A 24,752-nucleotide genomic window follows, 5' to 3' on the forward strand; every position below is an offset into this window, starting at 1 on the left:
TATTAGCAATCAGTACAATTATTGCTCGCCAGAGGCAGCTTGCGCTTCGTTACGCTCGTAAATCAGGATAGGTGCAGACTCACCATTCACCACAGATTCATCGACAACGGCCTTTACTACGCCCTCAATTGAAGGAATATCGTACATAGTATCCAGTAAGATACCTTCAACGATTGAACGTAGGCCACGGGCACCGGTTTTACGGGACATGGCTTTATGTGCAATCGCTTTGAGCGCATCTTCGCGGAACTCTAGCTCAACCCCTTCCATCTCAAACAGCGCGTTGTATTGTTTTGTCAGCGCGTTTTTAGGCTCAGACAGAATTTGCACTAGGGCCTCTTCGTCCAGCTCGGTCAGCGTCGCTACAACGGGCAGACGGCCGATAAACTCAGGGATCAAGCCATATTTGACTAAATCTTCGGGTTCGACTTGGGATAAGGTTTGCGAAATCGTTGCCTTATCTTTCTCGCCCTTGACCTGTGCACCGAAACCGATACCTGAACCTACCTGAGCACGCTGTTCAATCACTTTTTCAAGACCAGCAAATGCCCCACCACAGATAAACAGGATCTTAGAGGTATCTACCTGTAAGAACTCTTGCTGTGGATGCTTGCGACCACCTTGAGGCGGAACCGCGGCAACGGTACCTTCGATAAGTTTCAGCAGTGCTTGCTGCACGCCTTCACCCGATACGTCACGGGTAATCGATGGGTTATCCGATTTACGGCTGATCTTGTCGATTTCGTCGATATAGACGATACCGCGCTGTGCCTTTTCAACATCGTAATCGCACTTTTGCAGCAGCTTTTGAATGATGTTTTCAACGTCTTCACCCACATAACCCGCTTCGGTTAAGGTGGTGGCGTCTGCCATAGTAAATGGGACATTCAATGAGCGCGCGAGCGTTTCAGCCAGCAGCGTCTTACCACTGCCCGTTGGACCAATCAGCAGAATGTTACTCTTGCCTAATTCCACGCCATCTTTAGGAGAAGAATTTCTCAGGCGCTTATAGTGATTGTACACAGCGACAGACAGCACTTTCTTGGCTCTGTCCTGACCAATCACATAATCGTCTAAATGCGCACGCAACTCATGTGGCGTTGGCAATTTATCATTATCACGCTTAGGGGAGATTTCTTTAATCTCTTCACGAATGATGTCGTTGCATAATTCAACACATTCGTCGCATACGTATACTGATGGGCCTGCAATCAGTTTTCTGACTTCATGCTGGCTCTTACCGCAAAAAGAGCAGTACAGCAATTTACCGCTGTCACCATTATTTTTGTTGTCGCCCATTAATTACCTCATTTGCAGTCTGCTCTACTGCTTGTCTTAAACTTGCTAACCCTTTACTGGGCTTTGCTTAATAGAGCATAGCCCAGTCAAAAGTAAAAATCAGCCGCGTTTAGTCATCACAGCGTCAACTAAACCATATTCAACTGCTTGAGTCGCACTCATGAAGTTGTCGCGGTCGGTATCACGTTCAATCACTTCGAGTGGCTGGCCAGTATGCTCTGACAGCATCAGGTTCAATTTATGCTTGATGCCTAAGATCTCTTGGGCATGAATCGCAATATCAGAAGCCTGACCTTGGAATCCACCCAGTGGTTGGTGGATCATCACGCGAGAGTTAGGTAAGCAGAAACGCTTGCCCTTTTCGCCACCCGCTAATAAAAACGCGCCCATGCTGGCCGCTTGACCGATACACACAGTGCTGACATTCGGCTTAATAAATTGCATGGTATCGTAAATCGCCATGCCCGCAGTGACCGAGCCACCGGGTGAGTTGATATATAGGAAGATATCTTTATCTGGGCTTTCTGACTCGAGGAATAGCAACTGCGCTACAATCAGATTCGCCATATGCTCTTCAACTTGACCCACTAAGAAGATAATCCGCTCTTTTAACAGACGAGAATAAATATCGAATGAGCGTTCACCCTTAGCCGTCTGTTCGATCACCATAGGCACTAAAGCACTTTGTATGTCTGACGCATTATGCATTATTCGTTTCCCTAAATAAAAATGGCTCGCATGAGGAGCCTCATACGAGCCATTATAAATGGCGAACTGCCAATCAAGTCAAGCTTAGGTTATGCGCGACCTGTAGCCTTGTTCATAAATTCTTCAAAAGCGACTTCTTTTTCGGTCACTTTGGCAGATTTCAGCAGTGCTTCAACAGCTTGCTCTTCAAGCGCAACGTTGCGCATGTTTTGCATCAGCTCTTTGTTGCTGTTGTAATACGCAACAACTTCACTTGGATCTTCGTATGCAGAAGCCATAGAAGCGATTAACGCTTGTACACGCTCATCTTCCGCTTTCAGCTCGTTAGTCTTGATAACTTCGCCTAATAACAGACCGATTTTCACGCGACGAGCCGCTTGCTCAGTGAATAATTCCGCTGGCAGTTCTGGCATGTTAGCCGTTTGACCGCCGAAACGTTGCATCGCTTGTTGACGCAGTACGTTAACTTCGCCATCGATCAGTGCTTTTGGCAGTTCGATGTCGTTGTTAGCTAATAAACCAGTGATCACTTGCTCTTTCACGTTTGCTTTTAACGCTTGCTCAAGTTCACGGTTCATGTTCTTACGGATTTCAGTTTTCAGCGCTTCTAAGCCACCTTCGCTGATACCGAATAATGCAGCAAACTCATCGTTTACTTCTGGTAAGTTAGCCGCTAACACTTCAGTTAGAGTAATAGCAAACTTAGCCGCTTTACCTTTTAAGTTTTCAGCGTGATATTCTTCTGGGAAAGTCACGTCGATAACGAATTCTTCACCGGCTTTGTGACCTAAGATACCCGCTTCGAAACCAGGGATCATACGGCCGCTGCCTAATTGCAGTTCGAAATCATCAGCTTTACCGCCTTCGAATTCAACACCGTCAACTGAACCAACAAAGTTCATTTTCACTTTGTCGCCGTCAGCCGCTTCACGCTCAACAGCGGCAAAAGTCGCGTGTTGCTTACGTAAAGTTTCGATCATGCTGTCTACGTCAGCATCGGTTACAGACGCTTTTGGTTGTTCTACTTCGATTGCATCTAAACCTTTCAGCTCGACTTCTGGGTAGATTTCGAAAGTCGCGACGAATTCGAATTTTTCACCGTCAGTCGCACCAGGTACGAAAGTTGGTGCGCCAGCTGGGTTTAATTTCTCAGCGATGATCGCTTCGATAAAGTTACGTTGCATCACTTCACCAGTGATGTCTTGACGAATAGCGGCGCCATAACGTTTGTTGATTACAGTAACAGGCACTTTGCCAGGACGGAAACCTGGGATACGAGCACGCTTAGCTTCACGTTGTAAACTGTCTTTAACCAGTTTTTCAATTTGTTCAGCAGGAACAGAAATGGTCAGGCGACGCTCTAGGCCTTGGGTTGCTTCAACAGAAACTTGCATTGTTTTACCTCGAAATTTGTCTAACGTCCTTTGTAATAGTCGAGTCATCAACTATTCAGGTATTCGTTTCTTGATCATTAAATTTGACTACAATGCCCACCACTATTGGCTTTCGGCACAGGTCGCTGTTAGTTGATATCTATCAAGACGCGACATTATAGCCACCGTTTTGTGCAGAGTCGAGCCTCTACGGCCGAATCTAGGGTATAAAAAAAGCGACCAGAGGTCGCTTTTTTTATTTTGTACTCAAAGTACTTAAAAATGGGGTGACTGATGGGGCTCGAACCCACGACAACCGGAATCACAATCCGGGACTCTACCAACTGAGCTACAATCACCACTGAAACTGGCACGCCCGGCAGGATTCGAACCTGCGACCATCCGCTTAGAAGGCGGATGCTCTATCCAACTGAGCTACGGGCGCATGGTTTACAGACTCTGCTGTATCCTAACCTACGTGGGATAAATAATTTAGGTTATCCGCTATTACCCGCTCAAATTAACTGAATAATCATGAGCCAATAATATTAAAGTGGTCGGTGATAGAGGATTCGAACCTCTGACCCTCTGGTCCCAAACCAGATGCGCTACCGGACTGCGCTAATCACCGAAGGTCTTACATATTCTGGTATTCATTCAGAGGTTCCCTCTGGTCCACTCCCATCCAAATCAGGATGCGCTATTGGACTACATTAATTACCAATAATCTTTGTTTTCATAGCAAATGAGCACATCTGCTTGAGAACGGAGCGCATCTTAGCCCCTCACTCTGCACCCGTCAACGATTTTTTTAAGCATTCAAACTAGATGCTGAATTATCAGGCGAATACGCCTGTTTTTATCCATTTCGCCGCGGCTTTCACCATGACACACCCGCAACGCCCTGTTAAAATAGCCACGATTGCCACTCTCTGTGTTAACGACAGTTTTCACCATCGCCCATATAAAGGATATCCTACACCCATGACAGCCCAAATAATCGACGGCAAGGCGATTGCTCAATCCATCCGCACACAACTTCGCGATAAAGTAACCGCCCGCAAAGAGGCAGGACAACGCGTACCAGGTTTAGCCGTCATTCTCGTGGGAGCCGACCCCGCTTCTCAGGTTTATGTTGGTAGTAAACGTAAAGCCTGTGAAGAAGTGGGATTTATTTCACGCTCTTACGATCTCGATACCAGTTATACCGAAGAAGCCTTATTAGCCCTTATCGACGAACTCAATGATGATCCGACGATCGACGGTATCTTAGTACAGCTTCCTCTGCCTGCGCATATTGAAGACTCTAAAGTGATCGAGCGCATTCGCCCCGATAAAGATGTCGACGGTTTTCACCCCTATAACGTTGGCCGTTTAGCCCAGCGCATTCCCGTATTACGTTCATGCACCCCAATGGGGATCATGACCTTAATCAAATCAACGGGTGTCGATACCTACGGATTAGATGCCGTTGTAGTAGGCGCATCAAACATTGTCGGTCGACCAATGACACTGGAGCTATTGCTTGCGGGCTGCACCACAACCACATGCCATCGTTTTACAAAAAATCTCGAACAAAAAATCCGTCAGGCAGATTTAGTCGTGGTAGCCGTGGGTAAACCGGGCTTTATCCCAGGTGAATGGATTAAGCCTGGCGCGATTGTTATCGATGTGGGTATTAACCGCTTAGAAAACGGCACCTTAGTGGGCGATGTGCAATACGATGTTGCTGCCCAAAACGCCAGCTTTATCACCCCAGTACCCGGTGGTGTCGGTCCTATGACGATTGCCAGCTTACTTGAAAATACCCTGTATGCTGCAGAGCAATATCACGACTAATCAGCTTCGCCATCGCGTAGATAATGGCTTAAATGATGGCGTAAGTTATGGCGTAAATCGCAGCATTTAAACCTGCTATTTAGCCATCTAAGCTCCAGTAGCCTGTAACGAATAACGTAAACTTAATCAAACGCGTGAAACCAATAAAAAACCTGCCATTGGCAGGTTTTTTATTATCGATGCAAATCTCACTTAGGCGATGAGGTTATTTCTTACGCCAACCTATTTCTTACGCCAAGTGGTACCGCTTGGACCATCTTCTAAGACTACACCAAGCTCATTTAACCGATTGCGCGCAACATCAGCCGCTGGCCAATCTTTCTCGGCGCGGGCACGATTACGCTCAACGATAAGCGCTTCAATCTCTGCCACTTCATCGTCACTACCTTCACCTTTAAAGAAGGCATCGGGCGCTTGGTGCAATAAGCCCAATACATCGGCCAGTTGCTTCATGGCAACTGCCATAGCTGACGCCTGCGCCATATCGGTGGTTTTCAAACGGTTGATCTCACGTACCATATCAAACAGCACTGAGTAGGCTTCTGGCGTATTAAAGTCATCGTCCATGGCCGCTTTAAATTTAGCGACAAACTCTTCGGCAGGTGCAGCTGTAACAGTCAGGTCAACATCTTTAATCGCAGTGTATAAACGCTCTAGGGCGGCACGCGCCTGCTTGAGGTTTTCTTCTGAGTAGTTGATTTGGCTACGATAATGACCCGATAGCAGGAAGTAACGCACGGTTTCAGCGTCGTAATGGCCTAATACATCACGAATGGTGAAGAAATTACCTAAAGACTTTGACATCTTCTCGCGGTCAACCATCACCATGCCAGTGTGCATCCAGTAATTCACATACGGCGTATCATGGGCGCAGCAAGACTGAGCAATTTCGTTCTCATGGTGCGGGAATTGTAAATCTGAACCGCCACCGTGAATATCGAAATGCAGACCTAAATGCTTGCTATTCATCGCCGAACATTCGATATGCCAGCCTGGACGACCCGGTCCCCATGGCGATTCCCATGTTGGCTCGCCCGGTTTAGACATTTTCCACAGCACGAAATCCATTGGATTTTGCTTGTTATCGTCAACCTCAACCCGTGCACCCGCCTGTAATTGCTCCAGGTTCTGACCTGATAGACGACCGTACTCAGGGAAAGAGGCCACACTGAACAGCACATCGCCATCGGCAGCCACATAGGCATGACCACGGGCCAGTAAACGCTCAACCATATCGATGATTTCGGCAATGTGCAGAGTGGCACGTGGCTCGAAATCGGGACGGATCATATTCAGCGCATCGAAATCCTTGTGCATTTCACCAATCAAGCGATCGGTTAATGTATTGCAATCTTCTTGATTTTCGTTGGCGCGTTTGATGATTTTGTCATCAATATCGGTAATGTTACGTTGAAAATTCACTTCATAACCCGCGTAACGCAGGTAGCGAACGATCATATCGAAGGAAACAAAAGTACGCCCATGGCCAATATGACACAGATCGTATACGGTCACTCCGCATACATACATCCCAACTTTTCCGGGAGTAATTGGCTTAAATTCCTGTTTTTGGCGGGTAATACTGTTGTAAATCTTCAACATCGGCATTCTCTTCAATGATAGATTCGAGTATAAAATCAAGGGGTCAGTCTACCACGCTGGCGAGGGTTTTGAATACTGCACTTTGCGTGCAATCCGAGATAAGTTAGAATCGCGCCACTATTTACTGAGAGTATGAAAACATGATCACATTACACACTAATTTTGGCGACATTAAACTGCAACTGAACGCCGAAAAAGCACCGCTGACCGTGGCAAACTTTATGAAATATGTTGACGAAGGTTTCTTCGACGGCACCATTTTCCACCGTGTAATTGACGGCTTTATGATCCAAGGTGGTGGCTTTAGCGCTGAAATGAGCCAAAAACGTTGCCATGAGCCAGTGAAAAACGAAGCCAACAACGGTTTATCAAACCGTACTGGTACTATCGCGATGGCGCGTACTTCTGATCCACACTCAGCGACGGCTCAATTCTTCATCAACGTCAACGATAACACCTTCCTCGATTTCAAATCTGAAAGCATGCAAGGCTGGGGTTACTGCGTATTTGGTGAAGTTGTTGAAGGCATGGACATCGTTGAAAAAATCAAAGCTGTCAGCACTGGTAACCGTGGCATGCACCAAGATGTGCCATTAGAAGCGGTTGTGATTGAAAAAGTCAGTGCGGCCTAATTCCCTAGGATGCGGACCTTATTTATTGGCGATCTGCACTTAAGTGCCGATCGCCTCGATATCACCCAAGCCTTTAATCGTTTCCTCGATACAGAACTTGATGATGCCGATGCCCTCTATATTCTGGGGGATTTATTTGAGGTATGGGTCGGCGACGATTTAGCCGCGCCTTTTGCTCTCGAATTAGCGCGCAAGCTCAAGCAAGTTTCCCAAAGATTGCCCATCTACTTTATTCACGGTAATCGTGACTTTATGTTAGGCAAACAATTTGCCGATGCTGCGGGCATGCAAATGTTGCCCGAAGTCACTTGTTTAGATCTCTATGGTGTGAATACGGTTATCTTACATGGCGATAGCTTGTGCACCTTAGATAAAGCCTATCAACGCTTTCGCAAATTACGCAATTTTGCCTTCGCCCGTTGGCTTTATAGCTGTTTGCCGAAGAAAAAACGTCAAGCGATTGCCAATAAGATCCGTAGCAATAGTCAGAGCAGCAATCAACAAAAAAGCTATGTCATCATGGATGTGGAACCGAGTGCGGTGGATGCGTTATTTGCCCAGAGCCACTGCAAACAGATGATCCACGGTCATACCCACAGACCCGCCATCCACAACTTAACTCATGGCTGTAAACGTATTGTGGTCGGTGATTGGTACGAGCAAGGCAGTGTGTTGGTGGTCAGCGCCGACGGCGTGGAGTTAAAAAGCCTGCCCTTCGACGCCAGCTAAGAAACTTTAGCGTCTGCACCATTAGCGCATCGAAGCGCTTAGGCCTCATACCTGAATATGGTTGAGGCCACTATTTATATTTCCACTAGGCACTAAGGGTTGACCACTGTGGAAATGAAACTCGTCATCGGGCGCCATAATCAATTCGGCTTCCCTCTCGCCAAAATAAGCGACCCGCTCGGTAATATCTTCCGTTGAAACCAGCTGCGCCAGCTTAAGATAATCCTCAAAATGACGCGCCTCAGAGCGCAGTAAGGACACATAAAACTTACTTAACTCCGCATCCAAGTAAGGCGCTAATTTGGCAAAGCGCTCACAAGAGCGCGCCTCAATATACGCACCCACAATCAACTTATCTCGCAGAATATCCTTCTCATGGGTGGTCACATGGCTCATCATGCCCTTTGCGTAACGTCCCGCACGAATATTGCGATACGGAATATGCCGTGCGTGCATCAGCTCCAGCACTTGCTCAAAATGATGGAATTCTTCTTTTATCAACCGGATCAGTGGCGGGATAAGATCCTGAGCAAAGGCAAAATGTTGATTCGGCTGTAGATTGGCAACCAGCTCGTTCTTTTTGACATCGCGAGCCAAAAACTGCTCGATATCGCGATCCTTGTGATAAACAAATTCCTCATAGGGTTTTGCCCACGCCAATAGCGATTGCCCGCTGTCTTTATCCAAGGCGTATCGCCTCAACAAGAACATCGCAGTCTGCGCCGCTTTTAGCTCACAATTACAATGGTCGATTAAGAGTTCATCTAACGAGGGAGAGGCTCTTGCCATATCAATCCAAGTTTGCGGCGTTTCACAACGAAGAAACGCATGAACAGGTGCCAGTAATTGCTGCATGGGATCACTCAAAATCATTAAAAAAATATCGTCATATTTTACGCGTAATTATCGACAAGCTATAGCTTTACACCGCAGTAAACTTGACGAGATGAACTTTTTGTTCAATAAATAATCTACACCTTAAGAACTGAGATCCTGATCACATAGCGTCTCAATTCGGAGTGTACACAGTCGGGCGTTGAGGGATAGGAGAGCGTTTAACCCTGATTGTAGAGCTGTTGTCAGCTCGTCTGACGTTTGGCGAGCCATCATCAATGCTGAACAAGGATAATTATAATGATACTGAATCACTTAATGGGGTTATACACTCATCCAAAACAAGAGTGGCACGCGATTGAGAAGAATCACGAGGCACTCAAAAGTAGTTTAAGTCACGTTATTCTCATCGCACTCATTCCGGCTGTCTGTAGCTTTATCGCCACCGCATATATTGGTTGGAATCCGGGTTCGGGTGATCCGATTTATCTCACACCACAAAGCGCCATGTTTATGTCTGTGGGAATGTACTTTGGTCTGATTGTGGGCGTCTTTGCCCTCGCCTATTTAGCCTACTGGATGGCAAAAACCTTCGATGCCCAGCCAACTTTCACCCAAGCATTAGAACTTGCATCCTACACTGCAACACCGCTGTTTATGGTCGGTCTGGCAGCCCTCTACCCGGTACTCTGGTTTATTATGATTGTTGGGTTGGTTGGCTTAGCCTACTCGGTTTATCTGCTGTACGCAGGTGTGCCCATCATTATGAATATCCCTGAAGAGAAAGGCTTTATTTACGCCAGCTCTATGGTCACCGCCGGTTTAGTGCTCTTGGTCGGTTTAATGGCCACCAGCGTTATCCTCTGGAGCATTGGCTTTGGTCCTATGTACCAATAAGGTATCAGTAGACGTTTAATCAACAAGCAACAGGTGGCTGAAAAGTAGCGATAACAGCTGATAAAAATTGTTAAATCTAAAAGATGTAAAAAAGCAAAGGCCCTTAGGTTTTATATCACTAAGGGCCGTTTTATTTGTTAATGCAGTTTGTAACTAGCAACAGCAATGCATCATAGTGCGGCAGCGATTATCGCGGCCAACAACTTGCTATTCAAACGAGTCACGCAGTGCAACTGTTAGGTTAAAGACTAAATGCTCAGCTGACGAGTCTTTATTGTCAGCACAGAAATAACCTTCACGCTCAAACTGGTATGCTTTTTCCACTGGCGCATTAGCAAGGCTTGCTTCAACTAAACCATTAACCACTTCAAGTGAATTAGGGTTAAGCACTTCATCCACTGTCTCTGCTGCTGCAGGATTTGGATCCGTGAACAAGCGTTGGTATAAACGGAATTCAGCTGGTTTGGCCGTAGTGGCTTCAACCCAATGGATTACGCCTTTTATCTTGCGACCATCGGCAGGGTTTTTACCCAAGGTATCCGCATCGTAGCTGCAGTAAACCGTGGTGATATTGCCTTCGCTGTCTTTGTCACAACGCTCAGCCTTAATCACATAAGCATTACGTAGGCGCACTTCTTTGCCCATCACTAGACGCTTGTACTGCTTATTGGCTTCTTCTCTGAAATCCGCCACATCGATATACAGTTCGCGGCCAAAGGCAAGTTCGCGTGTACCCATGCTTTCATCGCTTGGGTGAGAAGCAGCTTGAATCGTCTCGATTTGACCTTCTGGGTAGTTCTCAATCACGACTTTTAATGGACGCAGTACGGCCATCGCACGTGGCGCATGCTCGTTAAGCTCTTCACGGATGCAGGCATCGAGCATTGCCGCTTCAATCATGTTTTCTTGCTTAGTGATACCAATACGTTGGCAAAACTCGCGGATAGACGCTGGGGTATAACCACGACGACGCAGGCCAGCAATTGTTGGCATACGTGGGTCATCCCATCCAGAGACTAACTTACGCGTCACTAAGTCATTTAATTTACGCTTAGACATCAGCGTATATTCAAGATTTAAGCGAGAAAACTCGTACTGACGAGTACGGTTGGGCGCTTGGAAATCATCTAAATTGTCGAGAACCCAATCGTAAAGACGACGGTTGTCTTGGAACTCAAGCGTACATAACGAGTGAGTAATGTGCTCCAGCGCATCGGAAATACAGTGAGTGAAGTCGTACATTGGATAAATGCACCACTTGTCACCTGTTTGATGATGGTGAGCAAAACGAATACGGTAAATCACCGGATCGCGCATACACATGAAAGGCGATGCCATGTCGATTTTGGCACGCAATGCACACTCACCTTCTTTGAATTCACCCTTACGCATTTTTTCAAATAATTGCAGGTTTTCTTCAACGGAAGTGTCACGGTACGGGCTGTTTTTACCCGGCTCTTTTAAGGTACCACGGTATTCGCGGGTTTCATCGGCATTGAGGAAACACACATAAGCTAAGCCCTTGTTGATCAACTCAACCGCGTATTGGTGTAATTGGTCGAAATAGTTAGAGGAATAACGGACTTCACCATCCCACTGGAATCCCAACCAACGCACATCCGCCTGAATAGAATTAACATAATCAATGTCTTCTTTTTCAGGATTGGTATCATCAAAACGTAAATTACAAAGGCCCTGGTAATCGCGCGCAATGCCGAAGTTCAAACAGATAGACTTAGCATGACCAATATGCAGATAACCATTTGGCTCGGGAGGAAAACGCGTCTGCACACTGGTGTGCTTACCGCTTTTCAGATCCTCATCAATGATATTACGGATAAAGTTACTCGGACGTACTTCAGTGTCCACATGACTCATGGAATTCCTCTTTGCGAACAATGGCAATTTTAACAAAACCCGCATGATCCTACAGATCTCGGCCAGTTACAATGCCCAGTATAAAAAACTATGGTTTATGGCATGGATAGTAAAACAATAAAAGCAGCCATGAAAGCTGCTTTTATCTTTGTCATTACTAAGCTGACATTTATTACTCAGCGGTTACTCGGTAATGATCCTAACGCCTGGAATGATCTGTTGGGTTCTACGGCCCTTACGTTTGAGCCACAGGTAGAACACCACGAGCGCCACGAGGAAGAAACCAATCCACAGACTCGATTGCAGTGGATGCACACTAAAGGTCGCCGCTTGGTAAGCAATGGTTGCACTGCCGTAGGCCAGTGAGAATGTCCAAGTGGCAGCAAAGGTTGCCCAGCGAGTACCAAACTCATTCACTAAGGCGCCCATCGCGGCGACACAGGGTGTATAGAGTAAGATAAACAGCAGATAAGCAAACGCCGCGACCTTAGTGGTAAAGCCTGACTGCAAGGCACTAAAGGTTGATGTTGCGACACCTTGCGCCTCTGCGGCAACATCGGTACTCGAGACATCACCCACAGATAACTTAAGCGGATCTTCTAAATCCAAACCGAATAAGTTAGCAGGAATCGTCGCCAATGCTTCGCTGAAACTATCAGCCAATGGTGTTAATTCGCCATCGTCATGGGCTGCATTGGTATACAAGCTGTTGAGTGTGCCGACTACCGCTTCTTTAGCGAAAATCCCCGTGATAATACCCACAGTCGCAGGCCAGTTATCTTGCTCAATCCCCATAGGGGCAAAGATAGGGGTGACTTTTTGGCTCGCCACACTTAAGAGTGACGCTTGGCTATCTTCATGGCCAAAAGTGCCATCAACCCCAATCGCATTGATAAAGTTCAGCAGTGTCACTACAAGTACGATAGTTTTACCCGCACCTAAGATAAAGCTCTTAGTCCGCTTACCAGTTCGCACCATCACGGCTTTAAATTTAGGCAGTTCATAGCTTGGCAGCTCCATCACCACCGCACTGCTGGTACCGGGTAATAAGGTGCTGCGCAGTAATAATCCAGTACCAATCGCCGCAAAAATCCCAATCACATACAGTAAAAACACTAGGTTTTGACCAGAATCAGGGAAGAAGGCCGCCGCAAATAGCGCATACACAGGTAGACGCGCACCGCAGGACATAAAGGGAGCCATCATACCTGTCACGATACGCTCACGCTCACTGCCTAAGGTACGAGTCGCCATAATGGCTGGCACCGAACACCCAAAGCCCACAATCATGGGCACGAAGGCTTTGCCCGGCAAGCCAATACGGCGCATTAAGCCATCCACCACGAAGGCGGCGCGGGCCATATAGCCTGAGCTTTCAAGAATGGATAAACCGAGGAATAGCGCTGCGATAACCGGAATAAAGGTTGATACGGTTTGAATACCTTGACCGACACCACCCGCGAGAATCGTCACAAGCCATGCCGGTGCGCCGATATTACCAAGCAATGCGCCAAAATGATCGACCAGTAAAGCACCGACAAACACATCGAAGAAATCGATAAATGCACTGCCAATGTTGATGCTGAACATAAACATCAGATACATGACAAATAAGAACACCGGAATGCCAAGTACGGGATGTAAGACTAATTTATCAAGTTTATCGCTCAGTGTTAGGAAGCCATCTGCTTTCACTGAACCTTGGAATACACGCTCGACAAAGTTAAAACGTGTCGTTGCGACCAGTACTTCGATATCATGCCCTTGCTGCGCAATTTGCTGGGTGCAAGTATTCACTTCATCCTGCAGTTCAGCATTTTTACAACTGCCACAACCAGAACCATTACCTAACATCGCCAAGGCGCGACCACGGCTTAAGTTGGGATCTTTACTGCAAAGGAGTTGCACGCCCGCTTCAATTTGTTCGTCGTAATCGAGTATTAAAGGTGCTTCTGATACGCGGCCTTGGAGTAAGTCCAATACCTGCGCTTGCACTTTGGCCACATCGGCAGGGTCGCGAGAACACACGCCAATCACAGGGCAACCTAACTCTTGGCTCATTTTCTTTAAATCAACACGGATCCCACGCTTGATGGCAGCATCGATTTTATTCAATACCACCACCATAGGAATAGACAGCTCGCGAAGCTGTGCCGTCAAATAGAGGTGACGCTCGATATTGGTCGCATCGACTAAGTTGATGATGCCATCGACACGTTGTTCGGCGAGGTACTGCTGAGCAATCTGCTCATCGAGGGAACAATCACAACTGTTACCCGCAGGGAGTAAATCGTAAATGCCGGGTAAGTCGGTTAAGTAAACATCGGCGCCATTAAGGGTAAAATGACCGGTTTTTTTCTCGACGGTCACACCGGACCAGTTGCCTACTTGTTGATTCGCGCCCGTTAGCGCGTTAAAGAGTGTTGATTTTCCCGCGTTTGGGTTACCAACAGTGACGCAATGAAACTGCTTAGTCATTCGCCTTTTCCACCTCTATGATGTCTGCCAGATCTCTGCGCATACAAAGCTTACTGCCACGAATATCCAACTCTAAACCAGAGCCCATTGGCGCTCTGCGGATCAACGAAAATCGTGTATTTGGGGTGATACCCATGGATAATAATTTACGCTTCACTGTCTGCGGCAGATCTAATCGCCCGATTTCAGAAATAATGCCACGGTCACCGGGACTGAGTTCGCTTAACTTCATTACCTATTTCACCTTGTAACAGCTTCAGCTTGAAAAACTGCGCCCATTGTATCTGAGCGATGGCTCTAATAACTTTACCTAGATCAAGCTTTATGACTGGTAACGATAATAGTTTTCAATTGTGTTGAGTATTATGTGACAAAAATCTCAATGAATAAACGCCTGACCAAAAATAAAAATCCCCATAAAGGTACATCACGCTGTGCAAGTTAGAGTAAAAGTCAACGAGCTGTAAACGAGTGCCCCACAAACCAAAGTGAGAACAAGATCACACTTCGTTATTTATCACGAGCAAAATCATCCTTCTTTACTGTCAATGCCCACAAAAATGTTACGCGATTGTCGCAAATTTGTTCTAGTATTAATCAGCTAAATTAGCGATGTCGAAAGCTTGAAAAATAACAAATAAAACGCACTCGGGAATAGATGAACATGGATATTGGGTTAAAGTTCAAAAGCATAACTCAGGTTATGCTTGCTGTGATGTTATCGATACTCAGCCTTTCAACGTTAGCGACACCTTGGGATGACAAGCCCCCTGAGGAGGTCGTCGCGACTTTGGACAAAAAATTTGCCGAAGGTAAGTACTCGGCTAAAGGGGCTGACACTTGCCTGATGTGCCATAAGAAAAGTGCCACTGTAATGGCTATTTTTGATGGCGTACATGGTAATCCCAATATCAAAGATTCCCCCATGGCCGACTTACAGTGTGAGGCTTGCCACGGCCCGCTCGGTAATCATAATAAGGGCGGCAAAGAGCCGATGATCACCTTCGGCCAGAATTCCCCCGTTCCCGCGCAAAAACAAAACAGTGTCTGCATGAGTTGCCATAACGACGATCAACGCATCGCGTGGAAAGGCAATCACCATGATAATGCCGATATCCCCTGCAGTAGTTGCCACCAAGTACACGTAGCAAAAGACCCTATCAGCGACAAAGCCAACGAAGTGGCGATTTGTACTCAATGCCATACCCAGCAAAAAGCGGATATGCACAAACGTTCATCCCATCCACTGCAATGGCAACAAATGGTCTGTAGCGATTGCCACAATCCCCATGGCAGTTTAAATGATGCCAGTCTCAAACAAATGAGCGTCAACGAAAACTGTTACAGCTGCCACGCAGAAAAACGCGGTCCTAAATTGTGGGAACATGCGCCAGTCACCGATAATTGCGCGAACTGCCATAACCCCCACGGCAGCGTCAACGAATCCATGCTCATTAGCAAACCGCCACAGTTATGCCAACAGTGCCACGCCTCCGATGGCCACAGCAGTAATGCTTACTTTGGTAATCAAACCAACGCCTTCACCTCGGGTAATTCCTGTATGAATTGCCATGGACAAGTGCATGGTTCAAACCATCCATCCGGCAAGTTACTCCAGAGATAACAAGGGAATGATCATGCAAATAATGAACATATCGACTCCTAAAGCTTGTTTCTCACTCACATTACTGGCTTGGGCTATTAGTGGCGTCCTCAACACGGCCCATGCTGAAGGATATGAAATCCAAAAAGCGAATCGTAGTGGCATAAAAAGTGAGGCTTGGAGCTGTAAGCAATGCCAGACCAAGACGGGGCGCCAAGGCAACGTCAGCGCCACGCTCGCCTACAATGACGGCGAAGACAGCCGTTTTGGTAATCGAACTGGCACGGATAAGGATGGCTTGGTCGGTGCCGTGGGCGCCGATATGCAATACCAAGCTGAGAGTGGTTACCAAACTAGGCTTGAGGCCGATAAACTGGGATTTGACACGGGTTCTGCCCAGCTCACCACAGGTCAACCCGGGCACTATCAAATCCAATTGGGTTATAAAGGGCTCGCAAATTACCAATACAATCAGCTAAAAAGCCCTTATCTCACCGATAACGATAAAATGCTCTTGCCTGAAAATTGGGTAGAGGGAGCAACGACCCAATCCATGCCGTTACTGCAATCGAGTTTAATCGAGCAGGACTTAAGCATTACGCGGGATAGATTCAACCTCGGCGGTTATTATGCTGGCCATATCTCATCGAGCAGTCGCTACAAAGCCTCGGTAAACTACCAGCATGAAAACCGCAGCGGCGCGAAAAAGACCAGCGCAAATATTCTCACTAACAGTGTGATGTTGGCGCAGCCAATCGATGACAGCACAGATGAAATCGATGCCAGAGTCTATTTTGGCGGCGCAGGCTGGCAAGCGGGCATAAACAGCCAGATAAGCCAATACAAGAATGACCATCAGGCGCTGCTATGGCAATCGGCCTATACGCCCACCTTTGGTGCAGCCTACTTTGGGCAAAATGCTGTTGACCCAGATAACAAGGCCTATCGGATCGCCGCCGAGGCCAGTGGTGGCCAAAATGGCCATAACATCCTAATGCACGCGGGTATCAGCAAAATGTCGCAGGATGAAGCTTTTCTTCCTGCTACCATTAATGGCCCCTCCCCTGTACTGCCAACCGATAATCTGGATGCCCAAGTGGACATCCTAGATATGGTGCTTAAGTATTCAGGCCGCATCACACAGGATTTGAGTGTTCAAGCCAGTTATAACTATCAAGACAGGGAAAACAAGACGGCTCAACTGGATTTCCCACAGGTCGCGACCGACAGTTTTCATCAAGGTGCAGAACAAAACCGCCTCTACGATAAACGCAGCAAACAATTCGACCTTAAAGGCAAATACCGCTTAACCCCGTCAGTCTATGCTGAAGCGGGATATAGCCGTGATGAAGTTATCTATTCTGAACTAGACAGGCAATCCGTTGACGAATCGGGGCTGTTTGCCAAACTTAGCTACCGTTATTCACCTGCTTGGTCTGCTTGGTTAAAGGGAGAAGCATTAGACCGCAATGGCAGTGAATACGATCCAGTGACCAGCACCCAAAGTCCGAGCAACCCTTGGTTGCGCAAATCCTACCTCGCGGACAGGAAACGTCAAAAAATCACCCTACACACAGATTATCAAAGTGATATCGGCTTATCTGTGGGAGCGAGTTTACACAGCATCGACGATGACTATGACCACACATTAGTCGGACTCACCCAAGTCTCTTACCTTGGCTATGACGTTTCAGCACAGTATTTGATTAGCGATAATTTAAGTGTCAACGCATATCTCAACCAAGACTGGCGCGATTCCGATCAGGCTGGAAGCAATCGTTTCTCAACCCCAGATTGGTACAGCACATCTGAAGAGAAATCGACCCTGATTGGAGCGGGTATCGCCTATCAAAACCTGTTGGATAATCGTTTAGATCTGGGCTTGGACTACAGCTACTCCGACGGCCAAAGCGACACCGAAGTCACCTACGGTATCAACAGTCCCTACGGTGACTATTACAGCCGCAAGCACAATATTAATGCCTATGCCAAATATAAGCTGGCCGACAGTATGTCGTTACGCTTCGATTGGTTGTTCGAGAAATATCAAGATGCAAACTGGCAAAACCAGAACACCACTTGGGACACAGTCCCCAATGTGCTCAGTTTTGGCGACATCAGCCACGACTACAATGCTCATTACTTAGGTTTGACCTTAAGCTACCAAATGTAACTTAGGCACTGACAGCGTATTCCAAGGATAGAAATATGAACAAGTTTGCAAGATTTAGCACACAATTCAGTCTGTTACTGGCCTTAACCACCCTGCTTACCGCATGTGGTGGCAGTGACGGTAACGATGGCTCACCCGGTGAGCCAGGTAAACCACCCGCGATGACGATCACTAGCCTGAACATCATGGTCGATAAAGTCGCCGTGACCGACGGCATCGCCCAAGTCGATTATCAGGTGAGCAACCAAGACGATGAAGCCGTAGTCGGTATTCCCTCGGCCACCTTTATTGCGGCGCAATTACTGCCTCAGGGCGCGACAGGTGCAGGCAATAGCAGTGAGTGGCAACATTTTACCTCTGAAACGTGCGCCGCTTCTTGCCCTGGCACATTTGTCGACCATAAAAACGGCCATTACAGTTATCGTTTTAGCGCCACATTTAACGGCATGAATGGTGTGACATTCCTTAACGATGCGACCCAGCGAGTCGTCATCAAACTTGGCGGCGATGCATTAGCCGATGGCACGGCGCTCCCCATGACCAATCAACACTACGATTGGCAAACCTCGGGTAATACCCTAGCTTACACCCGTAACTTAGTCACCATTGAAACCTGTAATAGTTGCCACAGTAATTTGGCGTTCCATGGTGGACGCTACAATCAAGTTGAAACCTGCGTAACTTGCCATAACAGTAAAAAAGTCAGCAATCCTGCGGATATTTTCCCGCAAATGATCCACAGCAAACATTTAACGGGATTCCCTCAATCCATCAGTAATTGCCAGACTTGCCACATAGATAACCCTGATTTAGCCGAACGTCAAAACTGGCATAGAGTACCCACTATGGAAGCCTGTGGTGCCTGCCATACCCAAATTAACTTCCCTGCGGGCCAAGGCCATCCTGCGCAAGCAGATAATAGTAATTGCGTTGCCTGCCATAATGCCGATTGGACCGCCAGCGTACACGGTAATGAAGATCAAACAGCCGCGTTAGCCCAGTTTAGTCCTAGCATCAGCAGCGCAAGCATGGATGCCAATGGCACAGTGACCGTTGCCGTGACGCTAAGTAATCCATCCACTGGCACTGTATACAGTGATAGTGCAGATAAGCTCAAATTTATCAGTGACCTAAGGGTCTATGCTAACTGGGGAACCAGTTTCGATTACAGTACCCGCTCTGCGCGTTCAATTCGTTTGCCTGAGTCCACGCCAGTCTCTGGCAGCAACGGCACTTACACTTATACCATTTCGGGTCTCACGGTTCCGGCCGGAACTGAGGCGGACCACGGCGGCTTAGCAATTCAAGGTCGAGTTTGCGCCAAAGACAAAGTATTAGTGGATTGCAGCACTGAACTTGCCGAAGTTCTGGTTATCAAGGCAAGCCACAGTTACTTTGATATGTCAGCCTTAAGTGCCACTGGCGAACGCGAGGTCATTAGCAATGCCAACTGTGCTAGCTGCCACGGCGATCAACAACTGAATATTCATGGCGCACGTAACGATTTAGCGGGCCAATGCCAACTTTGCCACAACCCGAATATGCAGGCCGACGCCACGGCGGCAAATCCCTCCATTACCTCCTTTGACTTTAAGCAGTTAATCCATGGGATACATACCAGCCAATTTGCTGGTTTTGAGGACCTCAACTACCCAGGCAAAATCGGTAATTGTGCTCAATGCCATATCAAGGATGCGTCGGGAGTCTCAACGGTTGCCCTGCCCTTAAACGCGGCGGTTCAACCACTTGCGCTGAACAACGGCACCTTCACGAGTCCCATTGCCGCAGTGTGCAGTAACTGTCACTCAAGTGATACCACCCACAACCATATGATGCAGCAAGGTGCGGTATTTGCGGGAACAAAAGCCGATGCCACCGCAGGCACAGAAACCTGTGCTTTCTGCCACGGACAAGGCGCTGTCGCTGACGTATTGAAAGTCCACCCTATTAAATAACCCTATGATGCAGGCCGAAAGGCCTGCTACTGCAGATATAAAAGGAACTCATACTATGCAGTCATCTACCTCTAAAGAAATAGTCAGATCTCAATCACATTACCCGCTTAAAGTGACTGATAAATACCAATGACTTAGTTAGCCTTACAGGTGGGATCTAATTCCACACATTAAATGCGGTTAATGAGATTTATTCTTATTCGCTAAGCGTTTAATGATGATTAAAACTATTGCAGGGAAATATCATGATGAAACGGTTCAATTTCAATACCGCAACAAAAGCGATGTTGGGTGCCGGTTTACTTTCACTTCTTCTCACTGGTTGCGGTGGCAGTGACGGTAAAGATGGTGAAGACGGTAAACCAGGCGTTGTTGGTGTTAATATCGACTCAACCTCAACGTTAAAAGCGAAATTCACAAATGCCACCGTTGATGCTGGCAAAGTCACCGTTGATTTTACATTGGAAAATGCCAATGGTGTGGCCGTACTCGGCTTAACGAAAGATCACGATTTACGATTCGGTATTGCTCAGCTCACCCATGTGACTGAAGCAACGGATGATCCAGCTAAACCAGCTGATCGCGGCTATCAATGGCAAGCCTATATCAATGCCAAAAAAGAGCCTGGCACTGTCCCATCAGGTGTCGATAACCTTAATCCATCGGCCCAGTTCCAAGCCAACGTTGAAGCGGCAAATAAATGCGACACTTGCTTAGTTGACCACGGTGACGGTAGCTATAGCTACACCTATCAGGCCAACATTGCCAATGTAACTGAGCCACTCACAGTTACTTACAGTGCCGACGCGACTCAACGCGCCACAATGGAGCTTGATTTACCACAGGTTGTGGCCAACGCCCATTTCGATTGGCAACCCTCTACAGGCAAAACTGAAGGCATTCAAACCCGCAATGTGGTTTCTATTCAAGCCTGTTACACCTGTCACCAACCAGAAAGCTTAGAGCTGCATGGTGGTCGTCGTATCGATCTTGAAAACTGTGCCTCTTGCCATACTGCAACTTCTGGTGACCCAGAATCAGGCAATAGCATTGAATTCACTTACATGATCCACGCTATCCACAAAGGTGGTGAGCGTCATACCTTCGATGAGACAGGCGCAGAAGTTCCAGCACCTTACAAGATTGTTGGTTACGGTGGTTCATTACACGACTACGGCAAAGTAGGCTTCCCATTGAAACCTGCCGCGGACTGTTCTGCATGTCACGTTGAAGGTGCGGGCGCGCCTGCGAATGCAGACCTCTTCAAAGCCGATTTAAGCAATCAAGCTTGTATTGCTTGTCACACCGAAAAACCATCTTCACACCACAGCAGCACAGATTGTACGTCTTGCCACAATGCTACTGAGCCTTACGGCGGTACTGGCAGCGCGGCCAAACGCCATGGTGATGTACTGAAAGCCTATTCTGATACTCAAGCAATGGGCATCAAGTTCAGCAATGTGGGTGTAAATGACACTGGTAAGATTACCTTTGATGTTCAAGTCGTTGATAAAGATGGCAACGCTATCGATAAAGCACTTGTAAACCAAAGCTCACGCGTTGTTGTGGCATGGGATTCTGATAAAGATTACCCAAGCTATGCTGACGCCTCTTACAGCAACCGTCGTATCGCACTGAGCGAAGGCACTTACAACGAAGCGACCAAAACCTATACATTAACTGGTACTAAGTTCAACCTACCAGCGGATGCTAACGGTAAAACCTTTGAACTCTGGTCTACATTAGAAGTGTGTTTCAACAGCGGTGGTTACGGTGTTGCCGAAATCGTTCCAACCGATTGTAGTTTGCCGAACGTGCGTAAAGTGCCCGTGAAAGAAGCCCCTTACCACTTCGTTTGGAAAGACACCGGTGTAGATAGCGCTGCAACCGCTAAAACACGTCGTGAAATCATCGACCCAACTAAGTGTCAAGGCTGTCACAATCAGGAAATCCACCACTATGACAACGGCGTAAACTGCCAAACTTGTCATACATCGGATAAAACTCTGAAGACAGATGCGGCCTATCCAGGCGGCAAGATCCCAACCAGCTTTGCTTGGAAAGCGCACGAACGTGAAGGCCATTACCTCAAGTATGCGGGCGTTCAATCAGGTACTGTACTCAAGACCGATTGTTCAACCTGTCACACAGATAAAGGTATCACCCTAGGACGTGCTCCTGAGCGTGTATGGCGCTATGGCGACATCACCAATAGTGGCGCTGATATTTGGGTATCTTCAGATGCGGGTGCATGTTTAAGCTGTCACCAGAAGTATCTGTCTGATGCAACTAAGTCTCACATTGAAGCTAACGGCGGTATCTTAAATGGTACCAGTGCAGCGGATGTTCAAACCCGTGCGTCTGAAAGCTGTGCAACTTGCCATACTCCAACTCAGTTACGCGAAGCACACGGTAACTAAATAAACCACCTCTTTAGCGATTAAAGAGACTGGACAAAAAGAGAGAGGTAACCCCTCTCTCTTTTTTATTTTCCACCTCACAATCCGCCGTTTTTTTGATCTAAATTTGTTTTTCCCCTGTGGTTTAACTACCTCTTTAGAAATAGAAAGATCCAAGTCACACATTAGCAAAGGCCTTGAAGATTTTAGGGGCATGTTAGGTTAGCCTTTCCTTGGGGAATTCTATTTCCAGCATCCACTTAAGTTGCCTTCGAGACCAAAGCACAGACAAAGAATCTGTCGGGCGCAGGAGATAAGCAGTTAAGTAATGCCAAACCTATGCAGGGAAAAAAATGATGAACGTACAAAAATCAAAATTCGCACTGCTGCTCGCAGCAAGTGCCGTCACTATGGCCTTAACTGGCTGTGGTGGAAGCGATGGTAATGATGGTAAACCCGGTGAGCCAGGTGGCGAGCCAGCTCCCGCTATTCAAAAACTCAATTTTACCTTTAACAAATCTGTTGTGACTAACGGTGTCCCAAGTGTGGAATTCACCGTGACTAACGAAGACGATTTGCCAGTAGTGGGCCTGCAAAAAATGCGCTTTGCTGCTGCTCAGCTGATTTCTCAAGGAGCAACAGGTGCAGGTAATGCCTCTCAATGGCAATACTTTGGTGATGAGACCTGTGATGTGGCATCAACCTGTCCAGGTACCTTCGTGGACATGAAGAACGGCCACTACAGCTACACCTTCAAGATGAATCTCACTGCCAACGCTAAGATCACCTATAACGACCAACTGGCTCAACGTGTTCTGATCCGCGCTTACAACACGCCATTACCAGACGGCACACAAGTCCCTAACAGCAACGCTTATGTTGATTTTACCGCTGACACTGGTGCAACACCGGGTTACAGCCGTAAAGTCGTCGCCACTGAAAGCTGTAATGCTTGTCACCAAGACTTAGCCAATGTGAAACACGGCGGCGCTTACTCAGATGTTAACTACTGCGCGACTTGCCATACTTCTGGCAAAGTGGGTGTAGGTAAAGAATTTAACGTGTTAGTCCACGCTAAACATAAAGACCTCACCTTAGGTTCGTTAGAAAGCTGCCAAAGCTGTCACGTTGAAACCGAAGCCGCACCTGATTGGGGCAACTGGTCACGTATCCCAACTGCCGCCACCTGTGGCAGCTGCCATACAGCCGTTGATTTTGCCGCAGGCAAAGGCCACTCTCAGCAGTTAGATAACTCTAACTGTATCGCTTGTCACAACAGCAATTGGACTGCCGAGTTACACACAGGCAAAACCGCTGAGAAGAAAGCGGTTATGGCTCAGTTAGGTATGTCTGCCACACTCGCGGGGCAAGAAGACAATACTGCGGTATTAACCGTATCTATCTTAGATAAAGACGGTAATGCCATCGATGCAGCAAGCGTACAAGATAAGATCAAACGTTTAGAAACAATCACTAACGTCGGTCCTAACTTCCCAATCATGGGCTACAACAAGAGCCCAGGTAGCGGTGCTGCTAAGATAGCCAAAGACCTCGTTAAAGATGGTGCACTGCAAGATGGTGTGACCTTAGTTGACGGTAAACTGGTATTCACCACCCCAGCACTGCCATTTGGTGCTGGCGATACTGATACCGCCTTTACCTTTATCGGCCTGGAAATGTGTAACACTGGCACCACGCTGACGGCTTGTACTGCAGATAGCACAACCACCAGCATGAAAGCCGACTTAGCCTTCGGTACTAAATCAGGCAATGCACCAAGCATGCGCCATGTGAACTCAGTGAACTTCAGCACTTGTCAAAACTGTCACAGTGATACCTTTGAGCTACACAAAGGTCACCACTCAGGCTTTGTGATGACTGAACAAGTTTCACATGCTAAAGACGCAAGCGGTAAGCCAATTGTCGGTGTGGATGCCTGTGTGGCCTGTCATACCCCAGATGGTACCTATGCAAGCGGTGCAAACAAAGGTGGTTTCGAAATGAAACTGCACGTGGTTCACGGTGAGCAAGGCGTTATCAAAGAATGTACTCAGTGCCACAATGACTTCAACTTAGACGCATTCAAAGTGAAGGGTGCACTGGCCACTTCTGCTGGTAAATACACCACGCCAATCACAGCAACTTGTACTTCATGCCACGCGCCAGAATCAATTGGCCACGGCTTAGAGAATATGGGCGCGATTGTGAACGGTGATTATGTTCAAGCCAACCAAGCGGCACAGTCAGAAACCTGTTTCTACTGCCATACCCCAACAGTTGCAGATCACACTCAAGTGAAAATGTAATTTGCCCAAGCAGGGGGAGTTCGCTCCCCCTTTCTTGAATTTTGTTG

The 24,752-nt window shown here is 47.2% G+C and carries 17 protein-coding genes and 3 tRNA genes; 9 read left to right on the plus strand and 11 right to left on the minus strand.

Annotation, left to right across the window (positions count from 1 at the left end; all coding sequences use genetic code 11):
• Positions 1–18: 18 nt before the first annotated feature.
• From clpX to K0H60_RS13440, 6 genes are all read right to left on the minus strand, one after another.
• Positions 19–1,299, minus strand: coding sequence for an ATP-dependent protease ATP-binding subunit ClpX (clpX, locus tag K0H60_RS13415; RefSeq protein ID WP_220056032.1), 1,281 nt, complete (start codon positions 1,297–1,299; stop codon positions 19–21).
• Between the two features lie 99 nt (positions 1,300–1,398).
• Positions 1,399–2,007, minus strand: coding sequence for an ATP-dependent Clp endopeptidase proteolytic subunit ClpP (clpP, locus tag K0H60_RS13420; RefSeq protein WP_011717550.1), 609 nt, complete (start codon positions 2,005–2,007; stop codon positions 1,399–1,401).
• An 89-nt stretch (positions 2,008–2,096) separates the two neighbouring features.
• Positions 2,097–3,401 (minus strand): trigger factor, encoded by a 1,305-nt coding sequence (tig, locus tag K0H60_RS13425; RefSeq protein WP_086902561.1) that lies wholly within the window; start codon positions 3,399–3,401, stop codon positions 2,097–2,099.
• A gap of 262 nt (positions 3,402–3,663) precedes the next feature.
• Positions 3,664–3,739 (minus strand) — tRNA-His (locus K0H60_RS13430).
• A gap of 9 nt (positions 3,740–3,748) precedes the next feature.
• Positions 3,749–3,825, minus strand: a tRNA-Arg gene (locus tag K0H60_RS13435).
• Between the two features lie 109 nt (positions 3,826–3,934).
• Positions 3,935–4,011: transfer RNA gene (locus K0H60_RS13440), tRNA-Pro, on the minus strand.
• Between the two features lie 353 nt (positions 4,012–4,364).
• Here K0H60_RS13440 and folD point away from each other — a divergent pair.
• Positions 4,365–5,219, plus strand: coding sequence for a bifunctional methylenetetrahydrofolate dehydrogenase/methenyltetrahydrofolate cyclohydrolase FolD (gene folD, locus K0H60_RS13445; RefSeq protein WP_220056033.1), 855 nt, complete (start codon positions 4,365–4,367; stop codon positions 5,217–5,219).
• A gap of 222 nt (positions 5,220–5,441) precedes the next feature.
• Here the strand turns inward: folD and cysS are convergent, their stop codons facing one another.
• Entirely contained in the window at positions 5,442–6,821 is a 1,380-nt protein-coding gene (cysS, locus tag K0H60_RS13450; protein WP_041412675.1) for a cysteine--tRNA ligase, read from the minus strand.
• Between the two features lie 140 nt (positions 6,822–6,961).
• Between cysS and K0H60_RS13455 the strand changes: the two genes are divergently transcribed.
• Both K0H60_RS13455 and K0H60_RS13460 read left to right on the plus strand, forming a co-directional pair.
• Positions 6,962–7,453 carry a peptidylprolyl isomerase gene (locus tag K0H60_RS13455; RefSeq protein ID WP_220056034.1) on the plus strand — a complete coding sequence of 164 codons (492 nt, stop codon included), beginning with the start codon at positions 6,962–6,964 and terminating at the stop codon, positions 7,451–7,453.
• Between the two features lie 9 nt (positions 7,454–7,462).
• On the plus strand, positions 7,463–8,182 hold the full coding sequence (locus K0H60_RS13460; RefSeq protein WP_220056035.1) for a UDP-2,3-diacylglucosamine diphosphatase: 720 nt from the start codon (positions 7,463–7,465) through the stop codon (positions 8,180–8,182).
• Positions 8,183–8,227: 45 nt separating this feature from the next.
• Here the strand turns inward: K0H60_RS13460 and miaE are convergent, their stop codons facing one another.
• Entirely contained in the window at positions 8,228–9,037 is an 810-nt protein-coding gene (gene miaE / locus K0H60_RS13465) for a tRNA isopentenyl-2-thiomethyl-A-37 hydroxylase MiaE (protein ID WP_220056036.1), read from the minus strand.
• Positions 9,038–9,316: 279 nt separating this feature from the next.
• Here miaE and K0H60_RS13470 point away from each other — a divergent pair, with 279 nt between their 5' ends.
• Positions 9,317–9,913: a Yip1 family protein gene (locus K0H60_RS13470; RefSeq protein WP_220056037.1), complete on the plus strand. Its 597-nt coding sequence runs from the start codon at positions 9,317–9,319 to the stop codon at positions 9,911–9,913.
• 207 nt (positions 9,914–10,120) lie between these two features.
• Here the strand turns inward: K0H60_RS13470 and glnS are convergent, their stop codons facing one another.
• The 3 genes from glnS to K0H60_RS13485 form a co-directional block, all read right to left on the minus strand.
• Positions 10,121–11,791, minus strand: coding sequence for a glutamine--tRNA ligase (gene glnS, locus K0H60_RS13475; RefSeq protein WP_220056038.1), 1,671 nt, complete (start codon positions 11,789–11,791; stop codon positions 10,121–10,123).
• 183 nt (positions 11,792–11,974) lie between these two features.
• Positions 11,975–14,269, minus strand: coding sequence for a Fe(2+) transporter permease subunit FeoB (gene feoB / locus K0H60_RS13480; protein ID WP_220056039.1), 2,295 nt, complete (start codon positions 14,267–14,269; stop codon positions 11,975–11,977).
• Positions 14,262–14,501: a FeoA family protein gene (locus tag K0H60_RS13485; protein WP_011623257.1), complete on the minus strand. Its 240-nt coding sequence runs from the start codon at positions 14,499–14,501 to the stop codon at positions 14,262–14,264. Before K0H60_RS13485 ends, feoB begins: the two co-directional genes overlap by 8 nt.
• A gap of 426 nt (positions 14,502–14,927) precedes the next feature.
• Here K0H60_RS13485 and K0H60_RS13490 point away from each other — a divergent pair, with 426 nt between their 5' ends.
• The 5 genes from K0H60_RS13490 to K0H60_RS13510 all read left to right on the plus strand — a co-directional run bounded on the left by K0H60_RS13490 (position 14,928) and on the right by K0H60_RS13510 (position 24,705).
• Complete coding sequence (locus K0H60_RS13490; protein ID WP_011717557.1) at positions 14,928–15,893, plus strand: DmsE family decaheme c-type cytochrome; 966 nt, start codon at positions 14,928–14,930, stop codon at positions 15,891–15,893.
• Between the two features lie 13 nt (positions 15,894–15,906).
• On the plus strand, positions 15,907–18,045 hold the full coding sequence (locus K0H60_RS13495) for an MtrB/PioB family decaheme-associated outer membrane protein (RefSeq protein WP_220056040.1): 2,139 nt from the start codon (positions 15,907–15,909) through the stop codon (positions 18,043–18,045).
• A gap of 35 nt (positions 18,046–18,080) precedes the next feature.
• Positions 18,081–20,000 (plus strand): OmcA/MtrC family decaheme c-type cytochrome, encoded by a 1,920-nt coding sequence (locus K0H60_RS13500; protein ID WP_220056041.1) that lies wholly within the window; start codon positions 18,081–18,083, stop codon positions 19,998–20,000.
• A gap of 245 nt (positions 20,001–20,245) precedes the next feature.
• Complete coding sequence (locus K0H60_RS13505) at positions 20,246–22,420, plus strand: OmcA/MtrC family decaheme c-type cytochrome (protein ID WP_220056042.1); 2,175 nt, start codon at positions 20,246–20,248, stop codon at positions 22,418–22,420.
• Positions 22,421–22,752: 332 nt separating this feature from the next.
• A complete protein-coding gene (locus tag K0H60_RS13510; RefSeq protein WP_220056043.1) occupies positions 22,753–24,705 on the plus strand; it encodes an OmcA/MtrC family decaheme c-type cytochrome in 1,953 nt (650 codons plus the stop codon).
• The last annotated feature ends 47 nt before the right edge of the window (positions 24,706–24,752 follow it).

Source organism: Shewanella mangrovisoli (assembly GCF_019457635.1).
Classification (GTDB): domain Bacteria; phylum Pseudomonadota; class Gammaproteobacteria; order Enterobacterales; family Shewanellaceae; genus Shewanella; species Shewanella mangrovisoli.